The organism is Vibrio sp. 1-Bac 57 (assembly GCF_037546855.1).
Taxonomy (GTDB): Bacteria; Pseudomonadota; Gammaproteobacteria; order Enterobacterales; family Psychromonadaceae; genus Psychromonas.
Genome location: NZ_JALAAC010000012.1, coordinates 79,170 through 91,597 on the forward strand (window position 1 = coordinate 79,170; position 12,428 = coordinate 91,597).

The following is a 12,428-nucleotide window of genomic DNA, read 5'->3' on the forward strand; positions in this document are numbered from 1 at the left end:
TCCTGCAACTTAGTTAATTATGTTCTGCAACTTAGTTAATCGTATTCTGCAATTTGTTATAAATAGTTTGTTTAAACTTGTTCTGCTGTCACTTGAGCAATAGCAATAGTTTTGTCTTTAGATTGCCACTTCAGTATTACCATGACCACCAGCCAATAAGTACCTAACACTGCCACATCCCAACCAATGGGTTGTGAACGATAAGCAAATAACGAAGCTAGTAAGTTCCCAAAAATAGAACCATCGCTTAATACACTGCTCATGTCCCACATGTTGCTGTATAACCAACTCGGTAAATCTGTTGCCGCTAAAGGACCGCTTAATAATTTTTCTGATGTCGTCAAAAACAGTGCCGAACCAAGGAAAAGCAACATAATTTCGGTTACGCGAAAGAACCATTTCCAAGAAATAAATCGACCGCCTATTTGCAATGCATAGAACAACACCATCGCAAGTGCTAGACCAATTGCCACCGCAGTGAAAAAGCTAATGTAAGAAGCAAGCGTACCAAGTTGTAAAAGAGAACCATAAAGGAACATAACGGTTTCAGAACCTTCACGACCTACCGCAATCATTGCTAAGAAAAATACGCCCCACCAACTTTTTTTACCTTGCAGGCTTTTTTCTAATCCTGTTTCCAGCTCTTTTTTCAAGGTGCGACCATGAACCCGCATCCACATCACCATTTGGACAATCAAGGCACTGGCAAATGCCAACATGCCGATTTCAAACCAAGCACGCCCTTCACCGCCTAATAAGTCTGATACACCAATCAGTGTTAACGTCAATAATGCCGCCAAACCAAAACCAGCTAACACGCCGGAAAACAACCATTTTTTACCTGTTGTAGCGTCCGCTCTTCCATCCATCCAAGCATAAAGAATTCCGATCACTAAGAGTGCTTCAATGCTCTCTCTACAGACAACAAAAATTGTTTGTCCCATTTATTTACCCTTTTGCTTTAACAATAATTTTACCGTGTGTTGCTGGCGCAAAATCATCAAAATAATCATAACTGCCAGCATCTAATGGGATAATCACTAAGGTTGTCTCCGCCCCCATGAATAACACTTTTTCTTGGCGTAATTGATTGCTTTCAAATTCCGCAGGTTTATTACCAATATTACGGACCACAAGACGAATTTTAGTTTTCTCTGGGATCACTAGTTGTGCAGGGATCAACTCACCGTCTTTCATTTCAATAAGGTAAGTTTTTAATTTGGTATAGCGAGGGTCATTAAAGGTTTGGCTGAAGCCATTGCTATCTGTTTCTACACTTGTTGTGGATTGGCTCGTTTCAGCCGATGATTTAGTGGTAATAAGTGCAAAAAATAATGCGATAAATACAGTTTGGGTAAACTTCATTAAAAATATCCAAATATTGTCAGTGAAAAATTGTTTATAATGTAAGATGATAAAAACCGAACTCTCACAAAGCAACATGATAACGATTCCGATTATCATTAGCAATACCGCGCAAGTAAATACACGCCTATTTTTTATCGATGATTAATATTATTTATGAATGATTAATAATAGTTAAGTGCATTTAAGCTAATTCAATTAGCTTTTACATTAGGTAGGACTTAGCATCACGTTTAATCCAATACATCGATTGAAGTGATTAGCTATTTTCTTTAGTCAGGTTTTAACGCTGAACTGACACCAATCTTAAATCGGTCATTTAAAATTAGATGCTTAATATTATTTATTTTAAAGCAAAAAAAAACCTGAATAAGATTCAGGCTTTTAATATTGGATGTACAATGTTTAATTAACACAAGGCTTAATTTAACATTGTCCGCTTAGTAGAACTGCTATCTATTAAAAAGCAAAGGTAACGTTAGCGGTAAATTCTTCATCGTCATTAGCACTTAAACTAACCCCAAATGAATCAGACAATTGTGCACCGGCATCAATGGTTGCTGTCCACTCGTTGAAATTAACGCCCTTCATACCATGCGCATAGGTTGGTGTAATACCAACCCAAAAACGACGGTCAAAGCTATAACGCGTTGTCGCATCAAATTTTACATAAGTTGTATCTTCCATGTGGTTTGCCCACATAAAACCAACACTTATTTTAGGATAAAAGTTTAAACGGTTATTCAAATAACCAAGCTTAGCAAATACACCGGCAGAGGTATCATTCACATCATCATAATCAGTATGATCTATACGAATATCTTTATCCCATGTGCTATCAAAAGTGACTCCTGATTTAGTGGCTGAATTTAATAACAGATAATTGACTTCATAAAAATCAAAATCTTGCTTGGCTGCAACGGTAAAGCTATGTTTATAAACACCACTTAAATAACCACCGTAGGTAGCAGATAAATCAATACCTTCATTACCACCACCAATACTCGCATTAGAATAAACCGCAGTCGGGTCACTCATATCAACCCAAGTGTCAGTATTATCAGCAGCGATCGCCGATAAAGAAAATGCACTAACTAATGAGCCGATTGATACTTTTAATAATGAGTTTTTTAAAATCATATTATTCACTTTTATTTCCAAATAAATAAGTTAAATAAACGCTTACCACGTTTTATTAATGTGTAACGAGCAAATAAAGCATCTACTTTTTCGATAGTTGCTTCTGTATCGGTGACTTTGTCACCATTAACCATTACAGCACCGTTATTAACAAATTCGCGGGCCATTTTATTTGATGCCGCTAATTCACAACTTGTTAATAATTCAACAATTGAAGCACTGTCTGTAGTCACTTCAGTCGCTGGTAGTCCATCCTGTGCTAATTGCGCTAAATCAGACTCACTTAAGCTACTTAAGTTCCCAGAGAATAATGCTTCAGTAATACGCTCAGCAGATGCTAACCCTTCTTCACCATGTACTAAACGTGTTACTTCACGCGCTAAAATAGCTTGGCCTTGTGGACGCCCTTTGATTTTTTTATCTGTCTCTTCTATTGCTGCAATTTCTTCAATTGATAAGAAGGTAAAGTAGCGTAAAAATTTGTAAACATCAGCATCTAGTGTGGTGATCCAAAATTGGAAAAATGCGTATGGCGATGTTTTAGTCGGGTCTAACCAAATAGTACCAGACTCAGTCTTACCGAACTTAGTGCCATCTGCTTTAGTCACTAATGGCATAGTAATACCAAACACTTTTTCTTGATTCATACGACGAGTTAAGTCGATACCGCCGGTAATATTACCCCATTGATCAGAACCACCGATTTGTAACGTACAGGCTTTTTCTTTATTCAATGCAGCAAAATCATAAGATTGTAATAACATGTAGCTGAATTCAGTAAATGAAATACCTGCACCTTCACGGTCAATTCGTTGTTTTACAGATTCTTTTTGGATCATGGCATTAACACTGAAGTGTTTACCTACATCACGTAAAAATGAAATGCTATCCATTTTCCCGATCCAATCTAGATTGTTCACTACTTCAGCTGCATTATCGTGCTCACCAAACTTAATAAAAGCACTGACTTGTTTTTTAATTGAATCCACCCAGTTGCCGACAATCTCATCACTGTTTAATTTACGCTCTGCCGCTTTAAAGCTTGGGTCACCAATTAAACCAGTTGCACCGCCCACTAAAGCTAAAGGTTTGTGGCCTGCTTCCTGAAAACGTTTAAGGATTAATAAAGGCACTAAGCTACCAATGTGTAAGCTATCAGCAGTAGGATCAAAGCCACAATACAAAGTACGGCTCGCACTCGATAAATGTTCATGTAGTTCTTCATCTGCGGTTGTTTGGGCAATTAGGCCGCGCGCTTTTAAATCTTCGAGTAAGGCATTCATTTATTTTTTCCTAGTTTGCTAGTTTACTGCTTATAATATAAATAATTATGCGAGATTTTACACAGATAGTTGCCACAAAAAAACCTTAGAGTGAAGATATAACAAACTATATACCCGTTACTAATCAAAATGTATTATTCAGTCACTAACTCGGACACCAAGACAAGGCGTAACATGAAGAAAATGGCCATTCCTTGTCGAATGTTACAACAAAGGATTGGTTTTCGAGTTATCGACCCGCAGGGCAAGTTTTGAAGTGGACATATTTGATTCTGTTATAAATATCATAATTTAAGCTACCAGACTTTCACCTTTATGCTCAGAACCCACCCACTTCACGGCTTGCTGATTTTTGCATATTGAATGGTAACGGGTATATGTTAGCATTACGCTTTAATTAAGATAACAAAGAGAAGAAGATATGAAAATAGGCATTATTGGCGCAATGGATGAAGAAGTTAACATCCTTAAATCCGCGATGAATAACGTGATCAACACAAAAGTGGCGGGTTGTGAGTTTTACCAAGGTGACCTTAACGGAAAACAAGTCATTCTAACAAAATCGGGGATTGGTAAAGTAGCAGCTGCAGTCGCAACTACCCTATTATTAGAAAAATTTGCACCAGATACCATTATTAATACAGGTTCTGCCGGTGGTTTTGATCCTGCTTTAAACGTCGGTGATATTGTCATTTCAACAGAAGTGCGTTTTCACGATGTAGATTTAACCGCTTTTGGTTATGAAATAGGACAAATGGCACAATTACCAGCCGCTTTTGAAGCAACACCTGCTTTGATTGACGTAGCAGAGCAGGCTGCTAGCACATTACCTGGATTGAATATTATTAAAGGGTTAATTTGTACCGGTGATATTTTTATGGCTGATCCAACCAAAGCAGCTATCGCACGCGAGAACTTCCCTACTATGGCAGCGTGTGAAATGGAGGCCGCTGCGATAGCGCAAGTTTGTTTCCAATTTTCAGTACCTTTTGTGATCATTCGTTCTCTCTCTGACATTGCCGGTAAAAAATCAGAACTGTCTTTTGAAGAGTTTTTACCTGTTGCCGCTAAAAATGCTTCTATTTTAGTCGCTGCGATTGTAGATAGATTGAATTAATGGAAACTGCTTTAGCGCTATTTGAACAACACAGCATTTACTTCAGCTTTATTTTTGCTGCGCTGTGTTCGTTTTTCTTTTCACTGCCTACCGACCTTAACCCACTTTCGGCTTTTTCACTTATTTTTCAAGAAATAGGTAAGAAAGTGAATTTGCCGGAACGCAGTGATGGGTATAAGCGCTTAGCGAGTTTACTTGCATTTACTCTCATTTTTTTTCCCATTGCATTGATCATAAGTCAGCTATATTTAGTGGTTTATAAACCTTTTATTATCGACTTTGTTGTTATCTATGTACTGTTATCTTGGCACGATAAAATACAAATATATCAAAGCATTAGTAATAACTTACAAGGTAATAACTTAGCAAAAGCAAAGTTATTACTCGCACAACTTACTTTACGTGATACCAAACCACTTTCGCTATTAGGCATTTACAAAGCGATGATTGAATCATTGGTATTACGTCTTGCTAATGGTTGGTTCGGTGTGATTTTTTGGTACTTGGCGAGCGGCATTTACGGTGCATTATTTTATCAATTACTCACGATATGTGCTCAACAATGGAATTGTAAATTAGCTCAATTCAACGTGCTTGGGCAAATACCTTCTTTTATCACCACACTACTACAGATGCCAGTACACCTATTATTAAGTTTTACTTTTCCACTCTACGACAGACCCTTAACCGGAATCGTCACTAAGTTTAAGCAAAGCGCAGATTGGCATCACTTTTCCTCTGGACTTCTACTTAGTAGTTTTGCATTGAGTATTCAAACGCAATTAGGTGGGGTAAGGATCTATGAAACCGATAAAATTACGTTTACTAAACTAGGCAATACTAGCGCTCAAAACAACACACCTGATTTAGAGACGCTATCATTAGCAGCACAGCGCTTAAGCTTAAGTGCGTGGTTTTGGCTGCTGTGCATAACCGGCTATGAATTTTTACCACAACTACTTGAGTATTTTAGCGGTGGGTATTAACTACAACTAATCTAAAGTAAGCCGCAAATAATAAATGGATTGGTTATCGACAATAGCTGAACTTGAAATCTAGAGCACTTTAACTTGAGCCAATTAACGAAAGTATCAATGTAAGTGTACTTTCTGTCGGCATAAGTATTCAAACAGTAACATTAAGTGATTAGGAAGATAGGAATGTTTAACGCGATATAACATAACAGGAGCTATGTTATAGAAGTCTAATGCAATAAAGGTTTTAATCGGTCCTCCATTAAATTTACCTATAAAAAAGCCCTTAGCGGATAACCGATAAGGGCTTTTTTGATTCGCCTAACACATCATGTTAGAAGATTAATTTAATCAATCAATTATTTGATCGCTAATAATTCAACTTCAAATACTAATGTTGCATGTGGACCGATTGCAGCACCTGCGCCACGTTCGCCGTATGCTAGGTCTGCAGGGATAGCTAATTTCATTTTGCCACCAGGAGACATTAACTGTAGTGCTTCAGTCCAACCAGCGATAACACCGCCAACTGGGAATTCTGCAGGTTGACCACGTTCAACTGAACTGTCAAATACAGTGCCATCGATTAAAGAACCGTGGTAATGAACGCTTACTGTAGATTCAGCTGTTGCTTTTTCGCCTTCGCCTTCTGCAATAACTTCATATTGAAGACCAGATTCAGTTACAACAACGCCTTCTTTCTTCGCGTTTTCAGCTAGGAATGCTTCGCCAGCTGCGCCTAATACTTTAGCTTGCTCTGCCGCAGCTGCTTGCATACGTGTAGAAATCACTTGGAAAGCCGCTTGTAGATCTTCTTGAGAAACTTTACTTTCTGCGCCAGCAAAAGCATCAGCAATACCAGCAGAAACTGCTGAGATCTCTAGGCCTTCAAAAGGATTTGAAGCAAGTTGCTCACCCATTTGTAAACCAATACCGTAACTTGCTTGTTGCTCTTGAGTCGTATATTCAGACATAATATTTCTCTTTTTTTAATGAATTTTGGGTTTCCCCATCTAGGTTAATTAATAATATGGGGAGCAAAAATAAGATTTAAAGGGAAAAATCACAAAAAATTATATTTTTTTAAAATAATTAAATTTATGTGCCCGACATTAAGCAATCTTAATAAGACTATTCGCTTTTATTTAAGCACTTGTTGAATACCCGCGGTTAATAAAAAAACATGTTCAGACAAGGCAGCGACTCTTTGATTTAATTCACCTAATTTATCAGCATAGCGTCTTTGTAAAGTAGTTTCACCAATTAAACCGCAACCAACCTCCCCTGTTACAATCACTATATGGCATTGTGCTTGTTTCAGAAAAGTGAGAAAAGCTTCCTGTTGAACACCAAAAACTATCAAGTTGTCTTGCAAAGAATCACTTACCGTCAAATACCAACCAACCCATGTTGAAAGACATTCGATGAGCACAATATTTTCAGGATGATTCAGCTCGGCCAATACAGACAATAAATCTTTTTGTAAATAATTTAGCTCATAGGTTGTCACTGCCTGTTGAAAACGCTTCTCGCGCATTACTTTATGGCTTTCTATCCGTTCAATGCTTTCCTCCCCTACACTTAAACTTGTGGCTATATAGGCTGGTTTTAAAATTGGGTTTTGTTCTAGTAGCATATTGACTAAATTCTCAGCAGCATCACTTTTACCGCTTCGCACTCCGCCAATAAATAATTGGATCATGCTCATTCCTTTATTTATTAAAAAAACCATTTTTTATTATGAAAATGAGGTTACCTACAGATCAAACATATTTTTGATATCATTGCTAATAGTTTACTAAGTAGGTCTACGATGTTGATAACCCTGCCACAATGTCTGCGCCATATACCAAACTACGACTATATTAATTAAAAACATAGCAATAGCTAAATAACTCAGGTGAGCAACTATTTCATAAATTTCGAAGGGTAAATAAATGGCGCCACTTAAAAATGCAAACCATTCAATCCATACAAAACTACGCCATAAACCATAGGCTTCAATAAAACGAACAACCGAATAAAATACCGCCGCGATGGCAAAAATTTTAACGTTACTGTCTGTTATTGTGCTCGCTGCATGAATAAATATGCTTGGTAATTCACTAGTCGGGTTTAAATGTAAGTGATCTACAATCGCTTCGGCTACCATTTGTAAGTTTTCACCAGCCAACACATGTAACCCCAATCCGACTAATAATGCCAGTATGCCTTTTGTTGCCTCTAAAATAGCAACGGCTTTTAACCCTTTTTGGGGTGATGCCATAATAATCTCTTTATTAAACAATCACAAAGGAACAAATTGAAACGAAAAAGCAACTTGATACGTGGTAGCTTTTTTCGTAACGCCTTTCGCAAAATTTACAACACAAAACGTTAATAGTTTGATTCATCAAACTAATAAAATTATTTACTGTGATTGAGTTAGTTATCTTTGACTATACGCTTGTGAATTTCCTGCGTTAATAACTCAACACGTTCACTTAACTCCCTTGTCACTTCCGTGAGCATAGTATTCTGTTCCATCAACTCAAGCAATTTCTCTGTTTGCTGATTAGATAATAATTCTCTTTTTTCACTTGCTAACGATAACTCTTCTCGATGGAGTGCATCTGCTTCCGCTTGTGCTTTATCTCTATCCGCTTGTCTAGTTTGTGCTAACAATATCAACGGTGCAGCGTAAGCCGCCTGCAAACTAAACGCGAGATTTAATAGAATAAAGGGATATAAATCAAAGGAAAACACACCCAGTAGATTCAATGCAATCCAAGCAGCCACCACCACCGTTTGAGATACTAGAAAAACTGGTGTACCAAAAAAACGAGCAAACTGCTCTGCTTTTAGAGAGAACCAATCATTTCCAAATACAGGAAAAAGGTGTGCAAAGGGTTTATGAAAGCGAAATTGATAACGATTATTCTGTTGTGGTTCCTGCGCCATATTGACTCCTTGGTATAAAAGATAGGGAGAACAAAATAACACAAACAAAATGCAAACCATACAAATGTGGACCGGAGACAAAAAATAAAAAATCGTTTAATTTAACATAAGAAAAAGCTGATGATTATATAAATTTATGAACATTAAACGGCAGAGAATTTGGTTTTAAAGCAGTAGGTAATAATCTTTTAAAACGAAAAAAGGCTTCTCAATGAGAAGCCTTTTTTCTTAATGTGGCGGAGGAGGAGAGATTTGAACTCTCGGAGAGCTATTAACCCTCGCTGGTTTTCAAGACCAGTGCATTCAGCCGCTCTGCCACCCCTCCGCAGAACGAAAGGAATAATATAGTAAAATAATTTGAGTGTAAAATAATTGAGCCTTAAAAGAGACTAACTGTCGGATAAACCAACAGCATTAATAAATTACCCCCTATTAGCCTTTTATCCATGAGAAAAAACAGCCATTATATTTTTTGTGAGAATGCAGTTCGAAAAATAGAAGTCACACTAGATGATTTAGGGCTGTAATTTATTGCTAAACTCATTCTTCTATTTTTACAGGTTCATTTTTTATAGATTCATCTTTTAAAGGCTTATTTTGCACATCGGATTCAATTACTTCCTTCTTAATTATTTTCTCTTTCTTTACTTTATCGAGTTGAATCATGTAATAGTTGCGCCCTATTCCATTGAATTCTTCATCAGTAAAAATAACCGTATTATTATCAAAAAATGTAACCGCTTCTTTTTGAGTAACGATTCCTAAATTTATTTTATAGGCATCACCTGAGAAAAAGTCATCACCTTGCCAATTTTCAAATAACCATAACCGTTCTGAATCCAATAAAATTAATTTAGTTCTATCAGGGCTCAATGCAGCCGACGTTATCCAGCAAAGCTCTTCTAAAGTTGTGCAGGTATTAAAGTTACTAACAAACTCGGCTTCATAGTTATCGGCATGGTCCCCTATTCGATATAAATTAGTATCACCATCGAAAGGTTTAGTGCGATTTTTTGAAAACATATAAAGATGTTTTTTGTAAAAGACAAAGGCTTCAAAATCAAAGTTTTTCTCTGAGGCTTTAGGGGGGTAATGTAATTGTTTTGGAAAAGTAAACTTAATTATTTCAGCTTCAGTCTCAGTGCCTTTAATATCAATAGGGCTTTCAATTTTATAAATAGTAAACCATTTTCGTATATTGTCATTATTACCAAAATCGCCGATAAAAAAATGGCCAAAATCATCTTGAGTCATATCTTCCCAATCTAGATTTTTAGCATTAGTAATAGTAATACTTCTACTGACGCTGCCATCTTTTTCTATTTGATGTAATTGCGCACTATTATCCCCGTCATTAATCCCCCACAAATTGCCATTTTTATCATATTCAATACCAGATATCTCTTTAAGTGCAATATCTAACGTGCCTACTTTCGAACTATAAAGTTGCTGAGTAGCAATCGCCGCTAGTATGACGATAATAATAATACTGACGAAAGCAATTGAATAAATGGATCTTTTTATCATTAAATACCTTACAAAAGTAAATTAACTAAAAGGAGATACCTAAAGCGAAATAATTAAAAAAGTATAACGAATAAGCACAATTACATTAGGCCTACTTTTTAAATTTCACACGGAAAAGTCATTTAATATAAATCGAAAATGGATATAAATGCTTATTATCTTTATGAGATCACCAATAAATAAATAGAAATTATTAACCTAAAAAATTAATCGTTCGGTTTTATATTATAAATAACTGAATTTAAAAGGCTAAAATATTAAATGAAATCGTAGTAAAGAACAAAATAACACATCGAGTATATATGGTTCATTGTTAAAAATACTAATTAGCTTTAACAAGACTAAAAATATTATTATTCAATTAAGCTCAACTAATTAGTATTCTGCATTTGATAATTTAACGAAATAAAGAAGGAGGTTTAAAGGTGTCGATAAGCGACACCTATTTAGATATGAGACTAGTTACTCTGACTTATTAGCAATTTTCTGTAAGTTTTCGTGAATTTTAAATAAGACAATCAGTAATTCACACCAAATTCGTGCGCCAACAGCCCCGCCAACCATATATAGCATTCCCATTAGAAAAGTAAAAAATGTTAAACCTGAGTAACCACTAAACATAGTGATAACACCAGTGATGACTGCTGACAATAAAAGTAGCCAATATATAAATGTAATTATTTTAGGTGTTAGCATTGAATCAAAGAAAAATATATCTTTCACAGGTAAATCCTTTTTAATTAACTCCAGTCTATTTAGGTCAGGCTGTGGAGTTATTATAAGCCCAATATTGATTGTTCTTATAAAACATCACTTTAACCAAAAAAAGCAGGAAAAAGTTGATAATTTAAAAGCATTTATATATTACTTAACTTTAATATTAAGGCAATAAATAAGTCATATAAAAGCAAATTAAACAACCAATAATGAGTACTTGAAGTGGTAGACAGTTCATTATTAAGGTTGAATACAATGCAGAAATTATATTTTAACGATTAAGGAGACTAAGATTACTAGAAGATCATTTTAAAGAAGATGATGTTGGAGAGATTTGAATTTTTTAATTGTTTTAAAATTTTATATTTAAAAAGCAAAAAACCACTTGCAGTAAAACTGTAAGTGGTTTTTTTAATGTGGCGGAGGAGGAGAGATTTGAACTCTCGGAGAGCTATTAACCCTCGCTGGTTTTCAAGACCAGTGCATTCAGCCGCTCTGCCACCCCTCCGGAACGAGACGAATAATACAGATTTAAAGGCTTGCTTGTAAAGTTTATTTTAACAAAAAAAAACTGTTTGCCGAATTATCGAACAAACAGTTTAAATAAACAACACTGAGATTAAATTACAAACAAAACAATTACTTAAATCGACTTATATGCGCTTCAGGATGTTGCTCCGCATGGCATTCGAATAAGTATTCAGTTAATGAAGATAACACCTCATCGTCTGTTCCTTTACCCAATGAATAAGCAACAGTATGTTGATCGATACGGCGAATTTGCGAACCACAAATAGGCAGGCGTTCACGGTCTGGTAATTGTAGATACAGGTTATTAAGGACTTCGGGTAGTGCAGCATTCTCATCATCTTCAATTAATAATGAAATACCTGACGCGGATAAGTCTTTAACATGATAGGGCAAGAGTTCACCTGCCTCATTAACAATACTCATGGTTTTGTCGGCAGCTAAACGCCAAGAACGTAAATGTTCACCTGTTTCATAAATTTTTGGAGACTTTAATGACATGCTAAAATTACTGAAGTCACCCATTTCCATTTGTACTGGAAAAACAAGGTGGTGATCGCCGTAATTTGCAACTAATTGTAAATCATCTGCTAACCCAAGCTGAAACAATAGCGCTTCTTTGCCACCGGATTGACCTGAGATATCATACTTATGTTCTTTACCATTCATGATTTCAGTTTCAAGCAACATTTCAGATAGCAGCTCGAACTCTTGATCGTTTACTAGTAACTCTTGATGTAATTTAGCCACGTGGCCTCCATGTTTAAAGTCGGGGAAATCCTTAACTATATAACCTTACGACAATTTTCAGATATTATGATCAATTAATTATCATTT

General features: G+C 36.0%; 13 protein-coding genes and 2 tRNA genes. 2 read left to right on the forward strand and 13 right to left on the reverse strand.

Annotated features, from left to right (window positions below; genetic code table 11):
* Positions 1 to 71: 71 nt before the first annotated feature.
* The 4 genes from MT391_RS09930 to tyrS form a co-directional block, all read right to left on the reverse strand.
* Complete coding sequence (locus tag MT391_RS09930; RefSeq protein ID WP_499497805.1) at positions 72 to 944, reverse strand: FTR1 family iron permease; 873 nt, start codon at positions 942 to 944, stop codon at positions 72 to 74.
* A gap of 4 nt (positions 945 to 948) precedes the next feature.
* Positions 949 to 1,365, reverse strand: a complete 417-nt coding sequence (locus MT391_RS09935; RefSeq protein ID WP_166372681.1) for a cupredoxin domain-containing protein — start codon at positions 1,363 to 1,365, stop codon at positions 949 to 951.
* A 459-nt stretch (positions 1,366 to 1,824) separates the two neighbouring features.
* Complete coding sequence (locus tag MT391_RS09940) at positions 1,825 to 2,505, reverse strand: hypothetical protein (RefSeq protein WP_166372680.1); 681 nt, start codon at positions 2,503 to 2,505, stop codon at positions 1,825 to 1,827.
* 11 nt (positions 2,506 to 2,516) lie between these two features.
* Entirely contained in the window at positions 2,517 to 3,788 is a 1,272-nt protein-coding gene (gene tyrS / locus MT391_RS09945; RefSeq protein WP_499497806.1) for a tyrosine--tRNA ligase, read from the reverse strand.
* Between the two features lie 421 nt (positions 3,789 to 4,209).
* On the opposite strand from tyrS, the gene mtnN reads away from it, so the two are divergent.
* Together mtnN and MT391_RS09955 are read left to right on the forward strand one after the other, a co-directional pair.
* Positions 4,210 to 4,905 (forward strand): 5'-methylthioadenosine/S-adenosylhomocysteine nucleosidase, encoded by a 696-nt coding sequence (gene mtnN, locus MT391_RS09950; protein WP_499497807.1) that lies wholly within the window; start codon positions 4,210 to 4,212, stop codon positions 4,903 to 4,905.
* On the forward strand, positions 4,905 to 5,891 hold the full coding sequence (locus MT391_RS09955) for a cobalamin biosynthesis protein (protein WP_499497809.1): 987 nt from the start codon (positions 4,905 to 4,907) through the stop codon (positions 5,889 to 5,891). The genes mtnN and MT391_RS09955 overlap by 1 nt, the downstream gene beginning before the upstream one ends.
* A gap of 347 nt (positions 5,892 to 6,238) precedes the next feature.
* Here the strand turns inward: MT391_RS09955 and bamJ are convergent, their stop codons facing one another.
* From bamJ to MT391_RS10000, 9 genes are all read right to left on the reverse strand, one after another.
* Positions 6,239 to 6,853 (reverse strand): BamJ family beta-barrel-assembly machinery protein, encoded by a 615-nt coding sequence (bamJ, locus tag MT391_RS09960; protein ID WP_166372676.1) that lies wholly within the window; start codon positions 6,851 to 6,853, stop codon positions 6,239 to 6,241.
* A 167-nt stretch (positions 6,854 to 7,020) separates the two neighbouring features.
* Entirely contained in the window at positions 7,021 to 7,581 is a 561-nt protein-coding gene (locus tag MT391_RS09965) for a bifunctional adenosylcobinamide kinase/adenosylcobinamide-phosphate guanylyltransferase (protein WP_499497810.1), read from the reverse strand.
* Positions 7,582 to 7,677: 96 nt separating this feature from the next.
* The gene (locus MT391_RS09970) at positions 7,678 to 8,145 is read right to left on the reverse strand and encodes a DUF2127 domain-containing protein (protein ID WP_499497812.1); all 468 of its coding nucleotides are present in this window, start codon (positions 8,143 to 8,145) and stop codon (positions 7,678 to 7,680) included.
* A gap of 158 nt (positions 8,146 to 8,303) precedes the next feature.
* The gene (locus MT391_RS09975) at positions 8,304 to 8,819 is read right to left on the reverse strand and encodes a DUF1003 domain-containing protein (protein ID WP_166372673.1); all 516 of its coding nucleotides are present in this window, start codon (positions 8,817 to 8,819) and stop codon (positions 8,304 to 8,306) included.
* Between the two features lie 234 nt (positions 8,820 to 9,053).
* Positions 9,054 to 9,144, reverse strand: a tRNA-Ser gene (locus MT391_RS09980).
* Between the two features lie 215 nt (positions 9,145 to 9,359).
* Positions 9,360 to 10,346 carry a hypothetical protein gene (locus MT391_RS09985; RefSeq protein ID WP_499497814.1) on the reverse strand — a complete coding sequence of 329 codons (987 nt, stop codon included), beginning with the start codon at positions 10,344 to 10,346 and terminating at the stop codon, positions 9,360 to 9,362.
* Between the two features lie 462 nt (positions 10,347 to 10,808).
* Positions 10,809 to 11,069 (reverse strand): DUF4282 domain-containing protein, encoded by a 261-nt coding sequence (locus MT391_RS09990; RefSeq protein ID WP_499497816.1) that lies wholly within the window; start codon positions 11,067 to 11,069, stop codon positions 10,809 to 10,811.
* A gap of 411 nt (positions 11,070 to 11,480) precedes the next feature.
* Positions 11,481 to 11,571, reverse strand: a tRNA-Ser gene (locus MT391_RS09995).
* Positions 11,572 to 11,702: 131 nt separating this feature from the next.
* Complete coding sequence (locus MT391_RS10000; protein ID WP_166372671.1) at positions 11,703 to 12,341, reverse strand: PilZ domain-containing protein; 639 nt, start codon at positions 12,339 to 12,341, stop codon at positions 11,703 to 11,705.
* Positions 12,342 to 12,428: the final 87 nt, after the last annotated feature.

Bases quoted from the DNA above. Each gene is read 5' to 3' on its own strand.
- MT391_RS09975 (WP_166372673.1), bottom strand. From the start codon at position 8,819: ATGGCGCAGGAACCACAACAGAATAATCGTTATCAATTTCGCTTTCAT.
- mtnN (WP_499497807.1), top strand. From the start codon at position 4,210: ATGAAAATAGGCATTATTGGCGCAATGGATGAAGAAGTTAACATCCTT.
- bamJ (WP_166372676.1), bottom strand. From the start codon at position 6,853: ATGTCTGAATATACGACTCAAGAGCAACAAGCAAGTTACGGTATTGGT.
- MT391_RS09930 (WP_499497805.1), bottom strand. From the start codon at position 944: ATGGGACAAACAATTTTTGTTGTCTGTAGAGAGAGCATTGAAGCACTC.
- MT391_RS09985 (WP_499497814.1), bottom strand. From the start codon at position 10,346: ATGATAAAAAGATCCATTTATTCAATTGCTTTCGTCAGTATTATTATT.
- MT391_RS09940 (WP_166372680.1), bottom strand. From the start codon at position 2,505: ATGATTTTAAAAAACTCATTATTAAAAGTATCAATCGGCTCATTAGTT.
- MT391_RS09955 (WP_499497809.1), top strand. From the start codon at position 4,905: ATGGAAACTGCTTTAGCGCTATTTGAACAACACAGCATTTACTTCAGC.
- MT391_RS09965 (WP_499497810.1), bottom strand. From the start codon at position 7,581: ATGATCCAATTATTTATTGGCGGAGTGCGAAGCGGTAAAAGTGATGCT.
- tyrS (WP_499497806.1), bottom strand. From the start codon at position 3,788: ATGAATGCCTTACTCGAAGATTTAAAAGCGCGCGGCCTAATTGCCCAA.
- MT391_RS09970 (WP_499497812.1), bottom strand. From the start codon at position 8,145: ATGGCATCACCCCAAAAAGGGTTAAAAGCCGTTGCTATTTTAGAGGCA.
- MT391_RS09935 (WP_166372681.1), bottom strand. From the start codon at position 1,365: ATGAAGTTTACCCAAACTGTATTTATCGCATTATTTTTTGCACTTATT.